This window comes from Streptomyces sp. NPDC034043, assembly GCF_055575675.1.
Window position 1 is genome coordinate 251,352 of the sequence record NZ_JBVISF010000002.1, and the last position, 21,611, is coordinate 272,962.

The following is a 21,611-nucleotide window of genomic DNA, read 5'->3' on the forward strand; positions in this document are numbered from 1 at the left end:
AGGCGTCGGCCCGCGCGGCGGTGCGTACGGCTTCCCGTCGCCCGGACGGACCAACCCCGTCGGCGCCGGGCTGGAGCGGCGCTCCTCCCGTCGGCCCGGCGCCGGCTCAGCAGCCGGCGAAAACCGCGGCGAAGGCCTCACGGGTGCGGGGGCCTCGGTCCAGGATGCCGAACACCACCCGTTCGAAGACCCCCGCGAAGCGGCCGGTCAGCGCCGCCCGGAAGGCCTCCGCCACCTGCTCCGGATCGTTCTGGAACACCCCGCACCCCCACGCGCCCAGCACCAGCCGCCCGTAGCCGTGCAGCGCGGCCACCTCCAGGACCAGCCCGGCCCGCCGGGCGAGGGCAGCCGGGATCTCGTGGGCGCGCTCCGGCTCCTGGCGGCGGATGGTGCCCGCGTTCGGGGCCGGGGAGGTGAGGAATCCGGCGCGGAACGGGGTGTCCAGCAGTTCGCCCCGGTCGTCGCGGAAGACCGGCACCCCGGGGGAGTGAATCACCCGGTCGGTGTAGAAGGTGCTCTTTCCCGCGCGGTGGACCTCGTAGTACTCCGGGGCCTCCAGCAGGGTCTCGTACAGGGCCGAGGCGCGGCACAGGGCCTCCTCCTGGGCCTTGGCCCCCCTGACGTATCCGCCCCCGGGATTGCGGGCCGAGGCGAAGTTCAGGACGGCCACGCGGCCCTCCGCCGCGAGGCGGCGCGCCGCGACCGTGCTGCTCTCCCCCGTGACCTCGAAGACCGTCCGGTGGCCACCTCCAACGGACTCCCCGTCTGGAATGACCTGTTTCGGCCCATATATTCTGGTTCCGGCCTTGGCTTCCGCCAGGTCGGCGGCGAGGGAGACCCGCCGCCCCGACCGCGTCCGGTACTCCCCGGACGCCACGATCAACGCGTTCTCCCGCGCGATCTCACGCAATCTGCCGCTCACGCCCCCATCCTGTGGCGCAGGGCGCGTGGCGGCAAAGGAATTAGCGCTCCGATGACGGGTAGGCACGGGTGACATCACGGCCGACGACAGGAGACGAGGTTCCGGCCATGCCCGAGGACTCCCCCGCTCCATTCGCCCAGAACGCCGAGCAGAACCCCCTGACCGAGGCGGCCGCCGAGGACCTCGTCCACGGCATCTGCTTCAAGACCGGCCCGCCCCGCCTCCTCGGCGCCGAGCTGGAATGGCTCGTCGTGGACATCGAGCGGCCGTGGCTGCCGCTGACCCCCGAGAGGCTGACCGCCGCCCACGCGGCCGCCCGCGCGCTGCCCCTGAACTCCCGGCTCACCGTCGAACCGGGCGGCCAGCTGGAGCTCAGCTCGGCCCCCGCCGACTCCCTCGCCGCCTGCCTGGACGGCCTGCGGGCCGACCTCACCGCCGTGCGCGGCGCCCTGCGCGGCCAGGGCCTCGCCCTCCGCGGCCTCGGCCAGGACCCCCGGGGGCCGCTCGACCGCCTGCTGACCAGCCCGCGCTACGACGCGATGGAGACCTACTTCGACCGCACCGGCCCCGCCGGGCGCGCCATGATGCGCTCCTCCGCCTCGGTGCAGGTCTGCGTGGACGCCGGCCACGAGGAGCCGGGTCCGCTCGGGTACGGCCGCCGCTGGCAGCTCGCCCACCTGCTGGGCGCCGTACTGGTGGCCGTCTTCGCCAACTCCCCCGGCCGCGAAGGCCCGTACCGGGGCTGGCGGTGCGCCCGGCAGGGGATCTGGAGCGACATCGACCCGCGGCGGGCGCTCGCCCCGCCCCTGGACGCCGAGCCCCGCGCCGGCTGGGTCCGGCACGCGCTGGACACCGAGGTGATGTGCGTACGGTCGCCGGGCGACGGCCCCTGGGCGGTGCCGAGCGGGCTGCGCTTCCGCGACTGGCTCCGTACGGGCGGCGAGCGGCGGCCCACCGCCGAGGACCTGGAGTACCACCTCAGCACGCTCTTCCCGCCGGTCCGGCCGCGCGGTCACCTGGAGCTGCGGATGATCGACGCGCAGCCGGGCGAGAACGGCTGGCTGGTCCCCGTGGCGCTCGTGCACGCGCTCTTCGACGACCCGGAGGCCTCGGAGACCGCCTACCGGGCCGTGAAGGCTCTGGCCGACACGTACGGGCCCCGGTGCGCGCCGCGCAACCCCCTGTGGCGGACCGCCGCCCGGTCGGGGCCGGCCGATCCGGAGCTGCGCGCGGCCGCGGCGCTCTGTTTCCGGGCGGCGGGCGAGGCGCTGCCCCGGCTCGGGGCGGACACGGAGGTCCTGGACGCGGTGGGGGAATTCGCGGAGCGCTACGTACGGCGCGGCCGCTGCCCCGCCGACGACGCCGAAGCCGGAGCCGGAGCCGGAACCGCAGCCGACGCCGGAACCAGAGCCGGAGCCGGAGCCGGAGCCGGCCAGGCCGATGTCACCGCCCGCGCCGGGGAACACCGGCGACGGCCGCCCGCCGCGAAGGGACCGCGCCCGTGACCACCGAGACCCGCCCCCAGATCCACCCGGAGCCGCTGCGCGAGCGCGCCGTGGCCGCCCTGACCGCCGCCCGGGCCCGTACCGCCGCGCTGACCGACGTGGTGAGCGACCGGGACCTGACGGCGCAGCACTCCCCCCTGATGTCGCCCCTGGTCTGGGACCTGGCGCACATCGGGAACCAGGAGGAGCTGTGGCTGCTGCGTCACGTCGCCGGCCGCGAGTCCATGCACCCGGAGATCGACTCCCTGTACGACGCCTTCGAGCACCCCCGCTCCGAGCGGCCGAAGCTGCCCCTGCTCGGCCCGGAGGCGGCCCGCCGGTACGCGGCCGAGGTGCGCGGCCGCGTCTTCGCCCTGCTGGAGCGCACTCCGCTGGAGGGTACGGCCCTGCTCGACGAGGGGTTCGTCTTCGGGATGATCGCCCAGCACGAACAGCAGCACGACGAGACGATGCTGATCACGCACCAGCTGCGGGCCGGTGCCCCGGTGCTGACCGCGCCTGACCCGGAGCCGCCGCAGGGCCCCCCGCCGCCGGCGGCGGAAGTGCTCGTCCCCGGCGGCCCGTTCACCATGGGCACCTCCGCCGAGCCGTGGGCTCTGGACAACGAACGGCCCGCGCACGTGCGGGAAGTGGCGTCCTTCTGGATCGACACGGTGCCCGTGACCAACGCCGCCTACCAGGCCTTCATCGCGGACGGCGGCTACCGGGAGCGCCGCTGGTGGGCCGCCGAGGGGTGGGAGCAGATCCGTGCGCACGACATCGGGGCGCCCCTGTTCTGGCACCGCGAGGGCGGCCAGTGGCTGCGCCGCCGCTTCGGCGTGACCGAGCCGGTGCCCGATGAGGAACCGGTTCTGCATGTGAGCTGGTACGAGGCGGACGCGTACGCCCGCTGGGCCGGCCGCAGGCTGCCCAGCGAGGCGGAGTGGGAGAAGGCCGCCCGCCACGACCCGGCCACCGGCCGCTCCCGCCGCTACCCCTGGGGCGACGCCGACCCGACGCCCGCGCACGCCAACCTGGGCCAGCGCCACCTGCGGCCGGCCCCGGCGGGCGGCTACCCGGCCGGCGCATCCCCGCTCGGGGTGCGCCAGCTGATCGGCGACGTGTGGGAGTGGACGGCCTCGGACTTCCTGCCCTACCCGGGCTTCCGCGCCTTCCCCTACCGGGAGTACTCGGAGGTGTTCTTCGGTACGGCGCACAAGGTGCTGCGCGGCGGCTCCTTCGCCGTGGACCCGGTGGCCTGCCGGGGCACCTTCCGCAACTGGGACCTGCCCGTGCGCCGGCAGATCTTCTCCGGCTTCCGCACCGCGAGGGACGTCTGATGTGCCGTCATCTCGCCTACCTGGGGCCGCCGGTGGCCCTGGAGCGGCTGCTGAGCGAGCCGGAGCACTCCCTGGTCCGCCAGTCCTGGCAGCCGCGCCGCCAGCGGTCCGGCACGGTCAACGCGGACGGCTTCGGCGTCGGCTGGTACGCCGAGGGCGATCCGGTCCCGGCCCGCTACCGGCGTTCCGGGCCCGTATGGAGCGACCTGACCTTCGCCGACCTCACCCGCGTCGTGCGCAGCGGGGCGTTCCTCGCCGCCGTACGCGACGCCACGCTGCCGGGCGCGGACGGGGAGGCCGCCGCGGCCCCCTTCGCGTCGGGGCCGTGGCTGTTCAGCCACAACGGGGCGGTGCGGGACTGGCCCGACGCGGCGGCCCCGCTCGCCGCCGGCCTGCCGCCGCGGGGCCTGCTCCAGCTGGCGGCGCGTACCGATTCGGCGCTGGTCTGGGCGCTGGTGCTGCACCGGCTGCGGCAGGGCGACGACATGGGCACGGCCCTGGCGGAGCCGGTTCGCGAGCTGTCCTCGGCGGCTCCCGGCTCGCGGCTGAACCTGCTGCTGACCGACGGCGCGACCATCGCGGCGACCGCCTGGGGCGACTCCCTGTGGTACCTGGCCGACCCGGCGGCGGGGCGCGTGGTCGTGGCGTCCGAACCCCATGACGACGACGCCCGCTGGAACGAGGTGCCCGACCGGACCCTGCTGACCGCCACCCGCACGCGGGTCGCCCTGACCCCCCTCAAGGAGACCTCCCCGTGAGCGATTTCCAGATCACCCGCACCCTCGACGAGCACGCCGCCGACAAGGCGCTGCGCGCCGACGTGCTGAACGGACTGACCCGCTTCCCGAAGGAGCTGCCGCCGAAGTGGTTCTACGACGCCCGGGGCAGTGAACTCTTCGAGGAGATCACCCGGTTGCCCGAGTACTACCCCACCCGCGCCGAGCGGGAGATCCTGCTGGAGCGGGCGGTGGAGATCGCGGCGGTCAGCGGTGCGCGCACCCTGGTGGAGCTGGGCTCGGGCTCCTCGGAGAAGACCCGGCACCTGATCGAGGTGATGCCCGCGCTGCGGACGTACGTGCCGGTGGACGTGAGCGAGAGCGCGCTGACCGGTGCCGGCGAGCTGCTGCCGGCGCAGCATCCGGGGCTGCAGGTGCACGCGCTGCTGGCCGACTTCACGAAGCCGCTGCGCCTGCCTGACTCGCCGGGTCCCCGGCTGGTGGTGTTCCTGGGCGGCACGATCGGCAATCTGCTGCCGCCGGAGCGGGCGGTGTTCCTGGAGTCCGTACGGGCGATGCTCTCGCCCGGGGACGCGCTGCTGCTCGGCACCGATCTGGTGAAGGACGAGGCCGTGCTGGTGGCCGCGTACGACGACGCGCGGGGGGTGACGGCGGAGTTCAACAAGAACGTGCTGGCGGTGATCGACCGGGAGCTGGGCGCGGACTTCCACACCGCCGACTTCGACCACGTGGCGGTGTGGAACCGGCAGCACGAGTGGATCGAGATGCGGCTGCGGGCCCGGCGGGCGGTCACGGTCAAGGTGCGGGCGCTGGACCTGCTGGTGCCGTTCGAGGCGGGCGAGGACATCCTGACGGAGATCTCCGCGAAGTTCCGTCAGGACGGCGTGCGCGCGGAACTGGCGGAGGCCGGGCTGGAGCTGACGCACTGGTGGACGGACGCGGCGGGCCGCTTCGCGCTGTCCCTGTCGGTGGCCGGGGGCTGATCCGGCGCCGCGCCGGGCCGTCTCCGTGCGGGTACGCCCGCCGGCGGCGGCAGCTCCCGCGCGGCGTCGCCGAGGACGGCCCGCCGCGCCGCCTCCGCCAGGTCCCGCCGGGCGCTGTGGCGGCCCGGCGGGATCCGCGGCAGCAGCCGTACCTCGGCCCGTATCCCGCGCGCCCGGGCGATCCGCCAGAGGGAGGCCGTCAGCGGGTCCTCCCCGACGAAGGCGGGCGCCCCGGCGGGCTCCCCGTCCGCCAGCCGGTACGCGATCCGCACCGGCTGTACGGCTACCCGCGCGTCCAGCGCCGACTGGAACGCGGCCCGCCGGAACGGCCCCTGGGTGCGGCCGCACCAGGTTGAGCCCTCGGGGAAGACGGTGACCCGGTCCCCGGCCCGCAGCGCGCCGGCGAGGGCCTCGACGGTGCGGGGCAGCGCCCGGATCCGGTCGCGTTCTATGAACAGGGTGCCCGCCCGGGCGGCGAGCCGGCCGAGCACCGGCCAGCCGCCGATCTCGCTCTTGGCCAGCATCCGGCCGGGCAGGACGGCGGCGACGAGCGGGACGTCCAGCCAGGAGATGTGGTTGGCGACGATCAGGCGGCCCTCCGGTGCCCCGTCCGGGCCCGCGGTGCCGCGCACGGTGATCCGTACGCCCATCGACCGCACGAGCGCGGCGGCCCAGGCCCGGACCAGGGCGTGCCGGGGCCGGGCGGGAAGCAGCCGGACCGGCGGGGCGGCGGCGACGGCGAGCAGGACCAGGGTGAGGGCGGTGGCGAGCCGGAACGCCGCGCGGGCCGCGCTCGCGCTCTTCCCCGGGTGTCCGGCGCAGGCCTCGGGGGTGCAGGGCGAGGTGGGCAGCCAGCCGCTCATGCGCCCGGGGCGAGGGAGAGGAAGTGGTTCAGGTAGCGCGGGTTGGTCCGGCGCAGGGAGAGCAGCACGTAGAGGTCGGCGCAGCCGAACCCGGCGTCCAGGGCGGGCTCCCCGCAGACCCAGGCGCCGAGGCGGAGGTATCCGCGCAGCAGGGGCGGCAGTTCCATGCGCCCGGGGACGGTGATGCCCTCGGGGCTCCACGGCAGGTGCGGGGTGACGCGGTACTCCTGCGGGGCGAGGTTGCGGGCGAGGACGGCCTCTCGGGTGGCGGCGGCCAGCGCCCCGCCGTCGGCGAGCGGGATCGAGCAGCAGCCGGCGAGCCAGTTGTGGCCGCTGCGCTCCATGTAGCGGGCCAGGCCGGCCCAGATCAGGGCGATGACGGCGCCGTTGCGGTGGTCGGGGTGCACGCAGGAGCGGCCGACCTCGACCAGGTCGGGGCGGATCGGGGCGAGGGCCGAGAGGTCGAACTCGCCCTCGGAGTAGAGGCGTCCGGCGACGGCGGCGCGCTCCGGGGGCAGCAGCCGGTAGGTTCCGACGACCTGCCCGGTCCCCTCGTCGAGGACCAGCAGGTGGTCGCAGTACGCGTCGAAGGCGTCGGTGTCCAGGCCGGGCTCCGGGCCTTCGAGGCGGGCGCCGAGCTCTCCGGCGAAGACCTGGTGGCGCAGCCGCTGGGCGGCCCGGACCTCGTCCTCGTTCCGGGCGAGGCGGACGGTGTAGCCGGGGGCGGCGGGGGCCGTGGGGGCGGCCGCGGCCGGGACTCGGTGTGCGAGGGGGGACGGGGACAGGGGTGCGATGGTCATGGCTGCTCCTGATCCGGGCACGGGGAGCCGGGCCGCAGGTGGCGGGCCCGGCTCCTCTACTTCTTCCGTGACCGGCTGGATTCGGCGTGACCGCGCAGCGGCACCCGGATGTGCGGAGGCTGAACTCGGCGGGTGACGCGGCGGGCGGGCGCCCGGCGTGGCCCCGGCCGGGGCTCCGGCGGGATCCCGGGCCGGCTGGCCCGGGGCTGCTCCGGGCGGCTGCCCCAGCCCGCTGCCCCGGACGGCTCAGCGGTCGGAGCTGAGGATCCGGCCGAGGGTGTCCGAGGCCGTCTTCGCCGCCTGCCGGGGGTCCTGGCCGGTGAGCACGGCCGTCATGTACGGCTTGATCGGGTTCTTGGCCTCGACCTCGGCCCAGCGTGCGGACTTCGGCGTGGCCCGGCCCTGGGCGGCGCCGGGCGCCATGGCGGCCGCGCCGTCGTTGCCCTCCACCACGCGCGCGAGGGTGGTCTTGTTGGGGACGTAGCTCATGGTGCGGGCGAGTTCGGTCTGCCACTTCTCGCTGACCAGGGCGGTGATCACGTCCACGGCGCGGGCCCGGTTGCGGGTCTTCTCCGGGATGATCAGGTCGGAGCCGCCGGTGAGGACGGCCCCCGCCTTCTCTGAGGTCTTGCCGGGGATGGGGAAGAAGCCGAGCTTGCCCTTGAGCGCGGGGTTGGCGGCCTCGATCTGGGCCGCCTGCCCGGGCGTGGCGATGATCTGGGCGACCTGGCCGCGGGCGAAGACCTCGTACTGCGGGGGCGTCTCCTCGTCGGCGGACTTGGGGCCGTCACCGAGGGCCTGGAGCTGCTTGTAGAAGTCCATCGCGGCGAGGGCCTTGTCGTCGTCGAGGCCGCCGACCCACTGGCCGCCGGTCTCGACGGCGAGTTCGCCGCCCTCGTCCCAGACGAACCCGGCGAGGACGTACCAGTTCTGGCCGGGCAGGTAGATGCCCTGCTGCTCGCCCTTGTCGAGCCTCTGGGTGGCGGCGATCCACTCCTGGCGGTTCCTGGGCGGGGTCTTGATGCCGGCGCCCGCGAACAGGTCCTTGTGGTAGATCACCACCCGGTTGGCGGCGTACCAGGGCACTCCGTACTGGGCCCCGTTGACGCTTCCCGGGTCGGAGAGGCCCTTGAGCCAGTCCTTGCTGCCCCATGCGCGCAGGCCTTCGAGGGTCACCTCGGAGACGCCGCCGGTCTCGACGTACTGGGCGACCTGGGTGTTGCCGACCTCGATGACGTCGGCGCCGTCCTCGGCCTTCCCGCTGAGGACGGCGTTGACCTTGTCGCCGATCCCCTTCCACTCCTGGATCCGCACGTCGAGGTCGGTGCCGGGGTGCCGCTTCTCGAAGTCGGCGGTGAACCCGGCGATGAAGTCCTCGGAGGCGCTGCCCCTCATCAGCCACAGCGTCACCTTGTCGGCGCCTCCGTCGGATCCCGCCGATCGGCCGCATCCGGTGAGGGCGGCGGCGGCCACGAGGGCCGTGCACACGGCGAGGAAGCGCATCTTCACGGGGTCACCTTCTGGGGACGGATCTCAGATGGCTTGAAATTGGCATAGACCAATGGCCGGGTCAACCCTCTTTCACCCGGGATTGTTCGCGCAAAGTTCGCGGACCGGGCCTTACTGGGGCACCTTGGAACAAGGCAACAGCGACGACTGGCGGGAGACCCCATGTCCAACCACACCTACCGGGTGACCGAGATCGTCGGCACCTCCCACGAGGGCATCGATCAGGCCATCCGGAACGGGATCGCCCGTGCGGGGCAGACCCTGCACAATCTGGACTGGTTCGAGGTCACACAGATGCGCGGGCACATCGAGAACGGTGAGATCGCGCACTACCAGGTCGGACTGAAGGTGGGCTTCCGCCTCGACGGCGAGAACTGAGGCCGAGGACTGGGCTACGGACAAGAGCCGGTCAGGTGCGGCCCTCGCCCTCCTGCGCCTGCTTCAGCTCCGGCGCGTCCGCGGCCCAGTCCGCCAGCAGCACCCGGAAACCGGCCGCCCGGGCGGCGTCGCAGACGAGCTCGTCGTCGTCGACGAGGACCCGCACCTCGCGGTCGCGGGCGATGCGCCTGAGCACGTCCAGCTTGGTCAGCCTGGCCGGGCGCCGGTCCTGGTCGCCGCGCATCCACACCCGGCCCTCGGGCAGCCCGTGCCGGGACAGCCAGTCGGCGGTGTCGGCCCGGTAGCGCTCGGGCCTGCCGGTCAGGTACACCACCTCGCAGTCGGCCGCGCTCTCCACCGCCAGCGCCACGCCCCGGGCGAGCGGCGGATCGGCGGGGGCCGCGCCGAAGAAGCCCGCCCAGTCGCGGGGCCGGCCCTCCAGGAAGTGCTGGCGGTGACTCGTGTCCGCGAGGGTGTTGTCGATGTCGAAGACGGCCAGCGGCCGACGGGATGCGGTCTTGGTCATGTACGCAGCCTAGGTCCCGCCTCCGACAGCGCACCGGCCAGCGCACCGGCGGGGAATGCCTCCCGCCGCCGCGCGTTGAGACCTCTGTGATCCCAAAAGTCTCGATACTCGACCGGTCCCGCACCCGCGAGGGGCACACCGCCCCGGAGGCCCTGCGGGACACCGTGGAGCTGGCCCGCGCGGCGGACGAGCTGGGCTACCACCGCTTCTGGGTGTCGGAGCACCACAGCGTGCCCGGGGTCGCCGGTTCCGCGCCCACCGTGCTGGCCGCCGCCGTGGCCGCCGCCACCCGGCGGATCCGGGTCGGAACCGGCGGGGTGATGCTGCCCAACCACCAGCCGCTGGTCGTCGCCGAGCAGTTCGGGGTCCTGGAAGCCCTGTTCCCCGGCCGGATCGACATGGGGCTCGGCCGCTCGGTCGGCTTCACCGGCGGCATCCGGCGGGCCCTGGGCCGTGACACCGCCGACGCCGACCGCTTCGAGGAGCAGCTGGCCGAGCTGCTGGGGTGGATCGACGGCAGCCAGCGGGTCCACCCCGAGGTGCACGCCCGCCCGGCGGAGGGGCTGCGGATCCCGCCCTTCGTGCTGGCCACGGGGAACGGCGCGGGGATCGCCGCCCGGGCCGGACTCCCGGTGGTGGTCGGAGACCTGCGGGGCCGCGCCAAGGTCACCGAGGCGGTGCGCCGGTACCGGGAGGAGTTCCGGCCGTCCGCGTGGGCGGCGGAGCCGTACGTGGTGGTCTCGGGGACGGTCGCGGTCGCCGCCACCGAGGAGGCCGCCCGGCGAATGCTGCGGCCGGAGGCCTGGGCCCTCGCGCTCTCGCGGACCCGGGGCAGTTTCCCGCCGTTGCGCCCGGCCGAGGAGGTCGCGGCGCTGGAGATGGCCCCGAAGGAGCGGGAGCTGTACGAGGGAGGCCTCGCCGGGCACATCGCCGGTACCGCCGATCAGGTCGCCGCCGCGCTGGCCGAGGTCGCGGAGACCACGGGTGCGGACGAGCTCCTGGTCACCACCTCCACGTACGACCGGACCGCCCTGCTGGACTCCTTCACCCGGCTGGCCCGGATCGGCGGGCTGGGCTAGACACGGAGCCGGCCGGGTCGGCTCGTCCGGACCGGGTGGCGGAACTCCCTGCCCAACAGGCGGCGGGCCCCGGCCCGCCGGCCGGCCTCCGGCGCCGGGTCGTGCACCCTCAGCCCCGAAGGGCCCCTAAACTGGGACGAATGCACCACTCCCCCGATGCGCCCTCCGGGCCCGAACGGCCCGACGCCGCCCCCGACCCCTGCGTACGGGTACGCGGTGCCCGGGAGCACAACCTGCGGGGGGTCGACGTGGACATCCCGCGCGACACCCTGACCGTCTTCACCGGTGTGTCCGGCTCCGGGAAGAGCTCCCTGGCCTTCGGCACCCTCTACGCCGAGGCCCAGCGGCGCTACTTCGAGTCGGTCGCCCCGTACGCCCGGCGGCTGATCCACCAGATCGGCGCCCCGAAGGTCGACTCGGTGACCGGGCTGCCGCCCGCCGTCTCCCTGGAGCAGCGCCGTTCCGCTCCGGGCTCGCGGTCCTCGGTGGGGACGGTGACCCTGCTCTCCAACTCCCTGCGGATGCTGTACTCGCGGGCCGGAACCTATCCCCCGGGCGCCGAGCGGCTCGACTCCGACGCCTTCTCCCCCAACACGGCGGCCGGCGCCTGCCCCTCCTGCCACGGGCTGGGCCGGATCCACCGCACCAGCGAGGAACTCCTCGTACCCGACCCGGACCTGTCGATCCGTCAAGGAGCCATCGCGGCCTGGCCGGGAGCGTGGCAGGGCAAGAACCTGCGCGACATCCTCGAGGTGCTCGGCCACGACGTGGACCGGCCCTGGCGGGAGCTGCCGGCGGAGGACCGGGAGTGGATCCTGTTCACGGAGGAGCAGCCCGTGGTCACCGTGCATCCGGTGCGCGATGCCGACCGGATCCAACGGCCTTACCATGGCACGTACACGAGCGCCCACCGCTATGTGATGCGGACGTTCGCCGACACCAAGAGCGCCACCCTGCGGGCGCGCGCGGAGAAGTTCCTCACCGACGCCCCGTGTCCGGCGTGCGCGGGGCGCAGGCTGCGGCCGGAGGCGCTGGCGGTGACGTTCGCGGGCCGGACGATCGCGGAGACGGCGGCGCTGGCACTGAGCGACCTGGACCGCCTGCTGGCCACGGCTCCGCTGGAGGGTGAGGCGGCGCGGGTGCTGGCCGGGGACCTCCGGGCGCGGATCGCGCCCGTGGCGGAGCTGGGGCTCGGCTATCTGAGCCTGGACCGGACGGCGCCCAGCCTCTCGGCGGGCGAACTCCAGCGGCTGCGGCTGGCGACCCAGCTGCGCTCGGGGCTGTTCGGGGTGGTGTACGTACTGGACGAACCGTCGGCGGGGCTGCACCCGGCGGACACCGAGGCGCTGCTCGGCGTTCTGGAGCGGCTGAAGCGGGCGGGGAACACCGTCTTCGTCGTGGAGCACCAGCTGGACGTGGTGCGCCGCGCGGACTGGGTGGTGGACGTGGGGCCGCTGGCCGGGGAGCACGGCGGACGGGTGCTGTACAGCGGGCCGCCCGGGGAGCTGGCCGCCGTCGCGGAGTCGGCGACGGCACGGCACCTGTTCGCTCCCGCCGCGCCCCGGGGCCGGGATCGGCCCCCGCGCGCGGCCTCCGGTGCCGTCCGGCTGACGGGCGCCGACCGGCACAACCTGCGCGGTGTGGACGTGGAGTTCCCGCTGGGGGTGTTCACGGCGGTGACGGGGGTGTCCGGTTCGGGGAAGTCCACGCTGGTGGGGCAGGTGCTGGCGGGCGAGGTCACCGGGCGGCTCGGGGAGGCGGACTTCCCGGTGCGGCGGCTGGTGGAGGTGGACCAGAAGCCGATCGGGCGGACGCCCCGCTCCAACCTGGCCACGTACACCGGCCTGTTCGACGTCGTGCGCAGGCTCTTCACGGCCGCTCCGGAGTCCAGGGAGCGCGGCTGGAAGGCCGGCCGGTTCTCCTTCAACGTGCCGGGCGGGCGCTGCGAGACCTGCCAGGGCGAGGGCTTCGTCTCGGTGGAGCTGCTCTTCCTGCCCCGCACGTACGCCCCGTGCCCGGACTGCGGGGGCGCCCGGTACAACCCCGAGACGCTGGAGGTGCGTTACGCGGGGCTGAACATCGCGGAGGTGCTGGGTCTGACGGTGGAGGCGGCGTCGGGCTTCTTCGCGGAGGTCCCGGCCGCGGCGCGCAGCCTGCGGGCGCTGGAGGACATCGGCCTGGGCTACCTGCGGCTGGGGCAGCCGGCGACGGAACTGTCGGGCGGGGAGGCGCAGCGCATCAAGCTGGCGACGGAGCTCCAGCGGCTGCGCCGCGACCACACCCTGTACCTGCTGGACGAGCCGACGACGGGGCTGCATCCGGCCGATGTGCGGGTTCTGCTGCGGCAGTTGCACGGGCTGGTGGACGCGGGGCACTCGGTGGTGGTCGTGGAGCACGACATGGAGGTGGTGGCGGGGGCGGACTGGGTCATCGACCTGGGGCCGGGCGGCGGCGCGGAGGGCGGCCGGATCACGGCCGCCGGTCCGCCCCCGGCGGTGGCCGCCTCGCCGGACGCCCGCACGGCCCCCTACCTGGCGCGGGTGCTGGGTCTGTAGGGGGCTCCGGGGCGGATCAGGCGTCTCCGGGCAGGAGGTCCTGCGGCAGTTCGCGGAAGGCCCATGCGCCGCGGGTGCGGGTCAGGGTCCAGACGAGGTCGTAGCGGTCGGGCCAGACGGCGGGCACGCCGAGGACCCGGTGGGCGCCGAGGGCGCGGACCAGGCGGGGGATCCCGGCGGGCTCCCAGCACACGAGGACGGGTGTCCGGGCCTCCAACGCGGCCCGGGCCAGGTCTGTTTCGGCTCCGAGGGCGTACCGCGCGTTTACGGGGACCCGCAGGGCGGCGGCCAGGGGCGCCAGGGTCTGCCTGCACCGGGCGGGGGCGGATTCCGGCCCGCCGGTCGCGAACAGCGCGGCGGGCCGGGGCAGCCGGGCACTGTGGGCGGGGCCGAAGAGCCGGGGCAGCTCGTCGGCGCGGCGGCGGCCGCGTCCGGCGAGGAAGCCGGGGTCCTCGTTGCCCTCGTCGTCCTCGCCGGTGGCTCCGGGGTACGGCTTCTCCGCGTGCCGGATCACCATCACGAGGGCGTCCTTGCCGGGGGCCTGCCCGCCGGGGGCGGGGCGGGGCGCCCTGTGGCGGGTGGCATTGTCGCGCGCCGTGCAGCCGGCCGGCGCCAGGCAGGCGAGGGCGGCGGCCAGCGCGGTGCGGCGGCGCGGTCCGGACCCGGCGGGGGCGTGGGGCATGGGGTCCACTGAACCCCACGCGCCGGACCGGGCCGGGGCGCGGCGCGGCGTACCGGCTGTACGAGCGCCCGGTCGGCGGAGCGGGTCAGCCGATCGGCCCAGGCCGGGGGCGGGGGCAGGGGCCCGGGCCGGGATTCGCGGTCCGGGGCCGGGCTCCTGCGGGGGCTGGGCGGCACACGGGCGCGGCCGCCGCCCCGCCGCAGGGAGCGTCAGGCCTTGCGCAGGGCCCGCAGCCACTCCTTGTTCATCGCTGCGATCGACGGCAGCGGAATGCCCTTGGGGCAGGCCGTCGCGCATTCTCCCGTCAGGGTGCAGCCGCCGAATCCCTCGCCGTCCATCTGCGCCACCATGTCCAGCACCCGCGTCTCGCGCTCGGGCGAGCCCTGCGGGAGCACGTTCAGGTGGTTGATCTTGGCTGAGGTGAACAGCATCGCGGAGCCGTTGGGGCAGGCCGCCACGCACGCGCCGCAGCCGATGCACTCGGCGTGCTCGAAGGCGTGGTCGGCGGCCGGCTTGGGCACGGCCGTGGCGTGCGCCTCGGGGGCGGAGCCGGTCGGCGCGGTGATGTAGCCGCCGGCCTGGATGATGCGGTCGAAGGCGCTGCGGTCCACCACGAGGTCCTTGACCACGGGGAAGGCCGAGGCGCGCCACGGTTCGACGTCGATGGTGTCGCCGTCGTCGAAGGACCGCATGTGGAGCTGGCAGGTGGTGGTCCGTTCGGGGCCGTGGGCGTCACCGTTGATGACGAGACTGCACGCGCCGCAGATGCCCTCCCGGCAGTCGTGGTCGAAGGCGACCGGGTCCTCGCCGCGCAGGATGAGGTCCTCGTTGAGCGTGTCGAGCATCTCCAGGAAGGACATGTCCTTCGAAATGCCGTCGACCTCGTAGGAGGCCATGGCGCCGGGGGCGTCGGCGTTCTGCTGGCGCCAGACGCGCAGGGTGAGCTTCATGCGTAGCTCCGCTGGGTGGGGTGGACGTACTCGAAGACGAGGTCTTCCTTGTGCAGGACGGGCGCGGCGCCGGTGCCGGCGTACTCCCAGGCGGCGACGTAGCCGAACTCCTCGTCGCGGCGGGCGGCTTCGCCGTCCGGGGTCTGGGACTCCTCGCGGAAGTGGCCGCCGCAGGACTCGGCGCGGTGGAGGGCGTCGAGGCACATCAGCTCGGCGAGTTCGAGGTAGTCGACGATGCGGTTGGCCTTCTCCAGCGACTGGTTGAACTCCTCGCCGCTGCCGGGGACCTTGATCCGCCGCCAGAACTCCTCGCGGATCTCCGGGATGCGGGCGAGGGCCTTGCGCAGGCCTTCCTCGGTGCGGGCCATCCCGCAGTACTCCCACATGAGTTCGCCGATCTCCCGGTGGAAGGAGTCGGGGGTGCGGTCGCCGTCGACGGCCAGCAGCCGTTCGAGCCGCTCGCGGGTCTCGCGTACGGCTTCCCGCGCCTCGGGGTGGGTGTCGTCGACCGCGCCGGTGCCCTCCCCGGCCGTGCGGCGGGCGAGGTAGTCGCTGATGGTGGAGGGGAGGACGAAGTAGCCGTCGCCGAGGCCCTGCATCAGCGCGGAGGCGCCGAGGCGGTTGGCCCCGTGGTCGGAGAAGTTGGCCTCACCGATCGCGAACAGGCCGGGGACGGTGGTCTGGAGGTCGTAGTCGACCCACAGCCCGCCCATCGTGTAGTGGACGGCCGGGTAGATCCGCATCGGGACCTCGTACGGGTCCTCCGCGGTGATCCGCTCGTACATCTCGAAGAGGTTGCCGTACTTCTCGGCGACCTTGTCCCGGCCCATGCGGCGGATGGCGTCGGCGAAGTCGAGGTAGACGCCCTGGCCGCCGGGGCCGACGCCGCGGCCCTCGTCGCAGACGTTCTTCGCGGCGCGGGAGGCGATGTCGCGCGGGACCAGGTTGCCGAAGGAGGGGTAGATCCGCTCCAGGTAGTAGTCGCGTTCGGCCTCGGGGATCTCGGCGGCGGGGCGGGTGTCGCCCTTGGCCTTGGGGACCCAGATGCGGCCGTCGTTGCGCAGGGACTCGCTCATCAGGGTGAGCTTGGACTGGTGGTCGCCGGTGCGCGGGATGCAGGTGGGGTGGATCTGGGTGAAGCAGGGGTTCGCGAAGTAGGCGCCGCGCCGGTGCGCCCGCCAGACGGCGGTCGCGTTGGAGTTCATGGCGTTGGTGGAGAGGTAGAAGACGTTGCCGTAACCTCCGCTCGCCAGGACCACCGCGTCCGCGTAGTACGTGTCGATCCTGCCGGTGATCAGGTCCCGGGCGACGATGCCGCGCGCCACCCCGTCGACGGTGATCAGGTCGAGCATCTCGGTACGGGCGTGCATCTCCACGTTGCCGGCGGCGATCTGCCGGGACAGCGCCTGGTAGGCGCCGAGCAGCAGCTGCTGGCCGGTCTGGCCACGGGCGTAGAAGGTGCGGGAGACCTGGACGCCGCCGAAGGAGCGGGTGTCGAGGAGGCCGCCGTACTCGCGGGCGAAGGGGACGCCCTGGGCCACGCACTGGTCGATGATCTCGACGGAGATCTGGGCGAGGCGGTGGACGTTGGACTCGCGGGCACGGAAGTCGCCGCCCTTGACGGTGTCGTAGAAGAGCCGGTGTACGGAGTCCCCGTCGTTGCGGTAGTTCTTGGCGGCGTTGATGCCGCCCTGTGCGGCGATGGAGTGGGCGCGGCGCGGGGAATCGCTGAAGCAGAACTGGACCACGTGGTAGCCCTGCTCGGCGAGGGTCGCGCCGGCGGCACCGCCCGCCAGGCCGGTGCCGACGACGATCACGGTGTGCTTGCGGCGGTTGGCCGGGTTGACCAGCTTCGCCTCGAAGCGGCGGCGGTCCCAGCGTTCGGCGATCGGGCCCTGGGGGGCCTTGGGGTCGCGGACGGGGGCTCCGGTGGTGTAGGCGGGATACTCGGTGCTCATGGTCAGCTCACCACTCCGGTCATGACGGCGAGGGGCACGGACACGAAGCCCGCGAAGAGGACGAGGGCCAGGACGTTGGCCAGGGACTTCAGCGCCCGGTCGCGCCGGGCGTTGCCCGCGCCGAGGGTCTGGGCGGCGCTCCAGAAGCCGTGGCGCACGTGCAGGCCGAGTGCCGTCATCGCCACGATGTAGATGGTGTTGCCGTACCAGGTGGAGAAGGTCGAGAGGACGTTCTCGTAGGGGTGGCCGGCCCAGGCGCGCTCGTTGACGGTGAGCGTGGTGAGGTCGAGGAGGTGCCAGACGATGAAGAGGCCGAGGATGACGCCGCCCCAGCGCATGGTGCGGGTGGCGTAGCCGGCCCGGCGGCGCTTGCGGGCGTACTTGACGGGGCGCGCCCTGATGTCGCGGCGGCTGAGCTGGTAGGCGCAGACGGCGTGCGCGACGACGGCCGCGACCAGGATCACGCGGACGATCCACAGGGCCCACTCGTGGTGCAGGAAAGGGGAGCCGAGGGTGCGCAGCCAGTGGGCGTAGCCGTTGAACTCGTCCGCCCCGAAGAAGATCTTGAGGTTGCCGAGCATGTGCACGACGAGGTAGCCGAGCATGACCAGGCCTGATGCGGCCATCACGGACTTCTTGCCGACGGTGGAGTCCCAGAGCGTGCGCGTGGTGGACGGCCGTCGTGCCGTCCGCGTTGCCAGAGCCATGGAATGACCGTAAGGACGAAGGTCCCGAGAGGTCCAAGACATGGTGGAGCTGATCGCGATAGGCACAGCCTATGGTGGGCGGTAGCCTGGGGGGCATGCAGTTCCAGCAGCTGGTCTATTTCGTGGCCGTCGCCGAGACCCGGCACTTCACGCGCGCCGCCGAGCGCGAGCACGTGGCCCAGCCGTCGCTGTCCCAGCAGATCAAGGCGCTGGAGCGCGAGCTCGGCGCCGAACTGTTCAGCCGGGCGCGCGGCAACATCGCGCTGACCGACGCGGGCGAGGCGCTGCTGCCGCTGGCACGGCGCATCCTGGCGGACGCGGACACGGCACGGCTGGAGGTGCAGGAGCTGGCGCAGCTGCGGCGGGGCCGGGTGCGGCTGGGGGCGACGCCGAGCGTGTGCACGGGCCTGCTGCCGGCCGTGCTGCGCGCCTTCCACGCGGCCCATCCGGGCATCGAGCTGCTGATCGAGGAGAGCGGCTCGCTGGACCTGGTACGCGAACTCGCGCGCGGGGTGCTGGACCTGGCTCTGATCGCGCTGCCGCTGCCGCCGTCGGCGCCCGCCCTGACCACGGTGGAACTGCTCACCGAGGACCTGGTGGTGGTGTCGTCCGCGGACCTCCCGCCCCCGGCGGGCGGCGGGGAGCTGACCATCGCCGACCTGCGCGAGGAGCCGATGGTGATGTTCCGCCACGGCTACGACCTGCGGGACCTGACGGTGGGGGCGTGCCGGGCGGCGGGCTTCGAGCCGGTGTTCACCGTGGAGGGCGGGGAGATGGACGCGGTGCTGGGCTTCGTACGCGCCGGGCTGGGCATCGCGGTGGTCCCGGCCATGGTCGTGGACCACGCCGGCCCGGGCCTGCGCGCCACCCCCCTGGCCGGCTCCCCGCTGCGCCGCACCATCGCCCTGGCCCACCGTACGGACGTCGCGCCCCCGCGCGCGGCCCGGGAACTGAAGCGGATCCTGGTCGGCTGAGACGGTCCCCCGGCGGGCGGCGGGCGGCTCGCGCGGGGCGCGCGGCAGATGGCTCGCGCGGCACGGCGGGCGCAGGTGGCTCGCGCGGGACGGCGGGCGCAGGTGGCTCGCGCGGGACGGCGGGCGCAGGGGCCGCCGCCGCGCGCAACCCCGCCGGGGGGGCCGCTCATTGGTTTGCCGGCGGTTAATGGTTTGCCGCCTGCCGGTCCGGCCGGATAGGAAGCTCCTATGCTCATAGGCAGCAAGGTCGGGCTCCGGGCCCGGTACGACGATGACATCCCGGTCCTGCGGGCCGAGCTCTACGACGACGTGGTCAACTCCTCCCGGGCCGAAGGCGGGCCGTGGCGGCCGATCACGCCCGGCTCGAAGGATCCGCGGCTCGTGGTGGACGACACGAGGGAGGGAAGCGTCCAGTTCTCCGTGGTGGAGCTGGACGGCGGCACCCTGGTCGGCACCGCGACGCTGTGGGGCATCGACAACCACAGCCGGTCCGCGCACATCGGGCTGGGACTGCTTCCGTCCTGCCGGGGCAAGGGCTACGGCACCGACGTGGTCGCGGTGCTGTGCCACTACGGCTTCGTCGTGCGCGGCCTGCACCGGCTGCAGATCGAGACGCTGTCGGACAACGCCGCGATGCTGCGCTCCGCCGAGCGCAACGGTTTCGTACGGGAGGGCGTGCTGCGCTCCTCGGCCTGGGTTCTGGGAGAGTTCCTGGACGAGGTGGTGCTCGGGCTCCTCGTCCACGACTGGAAGCAGCACGCGCGGCGATAGGACGGCGTCCGGCGGACCACGGCCGGGCCGGCCCTGCTCCGCCGGAGCTTCCCCATGCCCTCTCGGGTCATGCGGGTGGCGGGGACGACGCGGTCGCGGCGCGCCGTCGCAGGCACTGCTTGTCGGGCTTGCCCCGGTCGGTCAGCGGGATCTCCCGTTCCCAGAACACGGTGGTCGGCCGGTGCGCCGGGGCCAGCTCCCGCTCCACCAGATCACAGGCCTCGGCCGCGGACGTCCCGCTCGGCTCACGGCTGGGGACCGGGACCAGGAAGGCGCACAGCTCCTCGCCGGTGACCGGGCTGGGACGCCCGACCACCACCGCCTGCGCCACGGCGGGATGCCGTGCGAGGGACGCTTCGACGGGCAGGCAGTAGATGTTGGCTCCGTTGACGATGACCATGTCCTTGACCCGGTCGTCGAGGTAGAGGTACCCGCCCTCGCCGACGTGCCCGACGTCCCCGGTGCGCAGCCATCCCTCACGCAGGACTTCGGCCGTCAGGTCGGGCTGGTTCCAGTAGCCGGCCATCACCGTCCCCGAGCGGACCCACACCTCTCCTCTGTGTCCGGGGGGCAGTACGCCGCCCCGCTCGTCCCGCACCTGGAGCTCCACCCCGGACGCGGGCCGCCCCGCCGACGCCAGCAGCTCGGGCCGGCCGGCCACCGCCGCGTCGTGGTCGGCGGGGGTGAGCCGGCAGATCACCCCCGCCTCGTTCATCCCGTAGCCCTGCCGCCACTTCACGCCCCATCGGGTCACGGCCTCACCCAGACGTGCGGGGAGGATGGGCGAGGCGCCGTACGAGACCGCCTCGAGTCCCGGAATCCCCTGGGCGGTCGCCGGGTCGTCCAGCAGCCGGTAGAGCATCGGCGGCGTCAGGTACGTGGACACCCGCCCCAGGCGCCGGCAGGCGGCCGCGAACTCCCGCGGCTCGAACGGATCGAGGATCTCCACCCTGCCGCCGGCCCGCAGCTGCTCCAGGCACCGCCCGCCGGAGCGCTGGGCCAGGGTGGTGACCGAGAGGTACACCGACTCGGTCCACCGGGCCCCGCGGCCGCTGTCCCGCGCGGCCAGCGCGCCGAAGGTCGAGGCCACACCCTTGGGGCGGCCCGTGGTCCCGCCGGTGTACATCACGCGGGCGAGGTCCTCCTCCCTCGCACGTGCCGGCACTTCGGCGGCCTCCCGTTCGGCCGCCGCCGCGAGCAGCCGGTCCAGGCGGAGCCGCGGGGCACCGGTCTCCGGCACCGGGACGTCGTGCACCACCAGGGCCGGCCGGCAGTCCCGCAGTATGAAGTCCACGCCGTGCACGGCCGGACCGCCCACGACCTGGGTGAGCCGCGCGCCCAGCACGTGCGCCGCGATCCGCACGAGGAGCGCCTCCGGCCGGTTGCCGCCCGTCACGCAGGCCAACCCTGCGCCCCGCCGGACACCGGCCTCCTCCAGCGCCCCGGCCAGCCGGTACACCGTGTCCAGCACTTCGGAGAACCGCAGGACGACCGCCCCGGCCCCGATCGCCGACCGGTCCCCGTACCGCTCCAACGCCCCGATCAGCTCGGTGACATACCTGGCGCCCATGCGCGCTCCCGCCTCCGCGATTCGAGTCACCGGCGATCCCGTGCGCCGGCGTCAGGAGGGTATGAGCGGCCCGAGGGTCCGGTCGAGTCCGTCGGCCAGCATGGCGAAGGCACGGTCGGCTTCGGCGGCGGCGGCCGGGTATGCCTCGTCGGCGCTCTGCCCCGCCGAGAGCCGGTGCCAGTTCTCCCGGCCCAGCTCCTGTCGGACGGTCACCAGGTGCCGGGCCGCCAGCCGGGCGGTGAACGGGGGGATCTCTTCCGCCTCCAGGACCGCCGCGAGCAGTTCCACCTCGCGCGCCGTGTAGTGGGCGAGCCGGGTCTCCAGGCTGGCGGTCGAGTACAGCAGCCCCTGGAACGCGAGGACGTTCGGGTGGTCGCAGAGCCCGGTGATCGGGTCCCGCTCGGCGAGAGCGGCCAGGAAGTGCTCGTGGACCGCCCGGACCGGGGTCAGGCCCGCCGGACGGTCGCGCACGATGCGCGCCGCCTCGTCCTGGTGGTCGGCGAACCGGTCCAGCACCAGGTCCTCCTTGCTCGGAAAATACCGGAACAGGGTGGGTTTGGAGACCTCGGCCGCGGCGGCGACGTCGGCCACCGACACGGCGTCGAAGCCGCGCTCCAGGAAGAGCTCGAGCGCGGTGGCCGCCAGCTGGTTCTTCGTCCGCAGTTTCTTCGTCTCGCGCAGCCCCGTGGGCGCATCCGTCATGTTCTCCATGTCTCCAGCGTGACACGAAAGAACAACCAAGTCAATATCGTGACCGGGTTGCATTTTTGCCCGGGTCGCGCTTTCCTTGAGCCATCGACCCACCGAGGGCACCGAAGGACGA

General features: G+C 74.0%; 20 protein-coding genes. 9 read left to right on the forward strand and 11 right to left on the reverse strand.

Annotated elements, in window-relative coordinates; all coding sequences use genetic code 11:
• Positions 1-106: 106 nt before the first annotated feature.
• On the reverse strand, positions 107-922 hold the full coding sequence (locus ACZ51S_RS05820; RefSeq protein WP_468959853.1) for a TIGR02452 family protein: 816 nt from the start codon (positions 920-922) through the stop codon (positions 107-109).
• A gap of 107 nt (positions 923-1,029) precedes the next feature.
• On the opposite strand from ACZ51S_RS05820, the gene egtA reads away from it, so the two are divergent.
• From egtA to egtD, 4 genes are read left to right on the forward strand one after another with little or no spacing between them, the layout of a single operon-like run.
• The gene (gene egtA, locus ACZ51S_RS05825; RefSeq protein ID WP_468474707.1) at positions 1,030-2,427 is read left to right on the forward strand and encodes an ergothioneine biosynthesis glutamate--cysteine ligase EgtA; all 1,398 of its coding nucleotides are present in this window, start codon (positions 1,030-1,032) and stop codon (positions 2,425-2,427) included.
• A complete protein-coding gene (gene egtB, locus ACZ51S_RS05830; RefSeq protein ID WP_468802638.1) occupies positions 2,424-3,746 on the forward strand; it encodes an ergothioneine biosynthesis protein EgtB in 1,323 nt (440 codons plus the stop codon). The genes egtA and egtB overlap by 4 nt, the downstream gene beginning before the upstream one ends.
• Complete coding sequence (gene egtC, locus ACZ51S_RS05835) at positions 3,746-4,504, forward strand: ergothioneine biosynthesis protein EgtC (protein ID WP_468959857.1); 759 nt, start codon at positions 3,746-3,748, stop codon at positions 4,502-4,504. Before egtB ends, egtC begins: the two co-directional genes overlap by 1 nt.
• Positions 4,501-5,466, forward strand: a complete 966-nt coding sequence (egtD, locus tag ACZ51S_RS05840) for an L-histidine N(alpha)-methyltransferase (RefSeq protein ID WP_468474704.1) — start codon at positions 4,501-4,503, stop codon at positions 5,464-5,466. The genes egtC and egtD overlap by 4 nt, the downstream gene beginning before the upstream one ends.
• Here egtD and ACZ51S_RS05845 read toward each other — a convergent pair.
• The 3 genes from ACZ51S_RS05845 to ACZ51S_RS05855 all read right to left on the reverse strand — a co-directional run bounded on the left by ACZ51S_RS05845 (position 5,358) and on the right by ACZ51S_RS05855 (position 8,638).
• Positions 5,358-6,329, reverse strand: a complete 972-nt coding sequence (locus ACZ51S_RS05845) for a lysophospholipid acyltransferase family protein (RefSeq protein WP_468474703.1) — start codon at positions 6,327-6,329, stop codon at positions 5,358-5,360. The genes egtD and ACZ51S_RS05845 overlap by 109 nt on opposite strands.
• Positions 6,326-7,129: a GNAT family N-acetyltransferase gene (locus ACZ51S_RS05850; protein ID WP_468474702.1), complete on the reverse strand. Its 804-nt coding sequence runs from the start codon at positions 7,127-7,129 to the stop codon at positions 6,326-6,328. Before ACZ51S_RS05850 ends, ACZ51S_RS05845 begins: the two co-directional genes overlap by 4 nt.
• A gap of 246 nt (positions 7,130-7,375) precedes the next feature.
• A complete protein-coding gene (locus ACZ51S_RS05855; protein WP_468474701.1) occupies positions 7,376-8,638 on the reverse strand; it encodes an extracellular solute-binding protein in 1,263 nt (420 codons plus the stop codon).
• Between the two features lie 162 nt (positions 8,639-8,800).
• On the opposite strand from ACZ51S_RS05855, the gene ACZ51S_RS05860 reads away from it, so the two are divergent.
• Complete coding sequence (locus ACZ51S_RS05860; RefSeq protein WP_388931705.1) at positions 8,801-9,016, forward strand: dodecin; 216 nt, start codon at positions 8,801-8,803, stop codon at positions 9,014-9,016.
• Positions 9,017-9,047: 31 nt separating this feature from the next.
• On the opposite strand, the gene ACZ51S_RS05865 is transcribed toward ACZ51S_RS05860, so the two are convergent.
• Positions 9,048-9,542, reverse strand: a complete 495-nt coding sequence (locus ACZ51S_RS05865) for a phosphatase domain-containing protein (protein WP_468474700.1) — start codon at positions 9,540-9,542, stop codon at positions 9,048-9,050.
• Between the two features lie 86 nt (positions 9,543-9,628).
• On the opposite strand from ACZ51S_RS05865, the gene ACZ51S_RS05870 reads away from it, so the two are divergent.
• Both ACZ51S_RS05870 and ACZ51S_RS05875 read left to right on the forward strand, forming a co-directional pair.
• Positions 9,629-10,621 carry an MsnO8 family LLM class oxidoreductase gene (locus ACZ51S_RS05870; RefSeq protein ID WP_468474699.1) on the forward strand — a complete coding sequence of 331 codons (993 nt, stop codon included), beginning with the start codon at positions 9,629-9,631 and terminating at the stop codon, positions 10,619-10,621.
• A 140-nt stretch (positions 10,622-10,761) separates the two neighbouring features.
• Positions 10,762-13,176 (forward strand): ATP-binding cassette domain-containing protein, encoded by a 2,415-nt coding sequence (locus tag ACZ51S_RS05875; protein ID WP_468959862.1) that lies wholly within the window; start codon positions 10,762-10,764, stop codon positions 13,174-13,176.
• Between the two features lie 16 nt (positions 13,177-13,192).
• Here ACZ51S_RS05875 and ACZ51S_RS05880 read toward each other — a convergent pair whose 3' ends face one another.
• The 4 genes from ACZ51S_RS05880 to ACZ51S_RS05895 form a co-directional block, all read right to left on the reverse strand.
• Positions 13,193-13,858 (reverse strand): hypothetical protein, encoded by a 666-nt coding sequence (locus ACZ51S_RS05880; RefSeq protein ID WP_468959864.1) that lies wholly within the window; start codon positions 13,856-13,858, stop codon positions 13,193-13,195.
• Positions 13,859-14,067: 209 nt separating this feature from the next.
• Positions 14,068-14,808 carry a succinate dehydrogenase/fumarate reductase iron-sulfur subunit gene (locus ACZ51S_RS05885; protein WP_467884526.1) on the reverse strand — a complete coding sequence of 247 codons (741 nt, stop codon included), beginning with the start codon at positions 14,806-14,808 and terminating at the stop codon, positions 14,068-14,070.
• The gene (locus ACZ51S_RS05890; RefSeq protein ID WP_468959866.1) at positions 14,805-16,766 is read right to left on the reverse strand and encodes a fumarate reductase/succinate dehydrogenase flavoprotein subunit; all 1,962 of its coding nucleotides are present in this window, start codon (positions 16,764-16,766) and stop codon (positions 14,805-14,807) included. Before ACZ51S_RS05890 ends, ACZ51S_RS05885 begins: the two co-directional genes overlap by 4 nt.
• Before the next feature lie 2 nt (positions 16,767-16,768).
• Entirely contained in the window at positions 16,769-17,473 is a 705-nt protein-coding gene (locus ACZ51S_RS05895) for a succinate dehydrogenase (RefSeq protein ID WP_468474695.1), read from the reverse strand.
• 95 nt (positions 17,474-17,568) lie between these two features.
• Between ACZ51S_RS05895 and ACZ51S_RS05900 the strand changes: the two genes are divergently transcribed.
• Positions 17,569-18,447: a LysR family transcriptional regulator gene (locus ACZ51S_RS05900; RefSeq protein ID WP_468474694.1), complete on the forward strand. Its 879-nt coding sequence runs from the start codon at positions 17,569-17,571 to the stop codon at positions 18,445-18,447.
• Positions 18,448-18,675: 228 nt separating this feature from the next.
• The gene (locus ACZ51S_RS05905) at positions 18,676-19,218 is read left to right on the forward strand and encodes a GNAT family N-acetyltransferase (protein WP_468474693.1); all 543 of its coding nucleotides are present in this window, start codon (positions 18,676-18,678) and stop codon (positions 19,216-19,218) included.
• Between the two features lie 67 nt (positions 19,219-19,285).
• On the opposite strand, the gene ACZ51S_RS05910 is transcribed toward ACZ51S_RS05905, so the two are convergent.
• Positions 19,286-20,788: a class I adenylate-forming enzyme family protein gene (locus ACZ51S_RS05910; protein WP_468959868.1), complete on the reverse strand. Its 1,503-nt coding sequence runs from the start codon at positions 20,786-20,788 to the stop codon at positions 19,286-19,288.
• 51 nt (positions 20,789-20,839) lie between these two features.
• Positions 20,840-21,490: a TetR/AcrR family transcriptional regulator gene (locus ACZ51S_RS05915; protein WP_468474888.1), complete on the reverse strand. Its 651-nt coding sequence runs from the start codon at positions 21,488-21,490 to the stop codon at positions 20,840-20,842.
• Between the last annotated feature and the right edge of the window lie 121 nt (positions 21,491-21,611).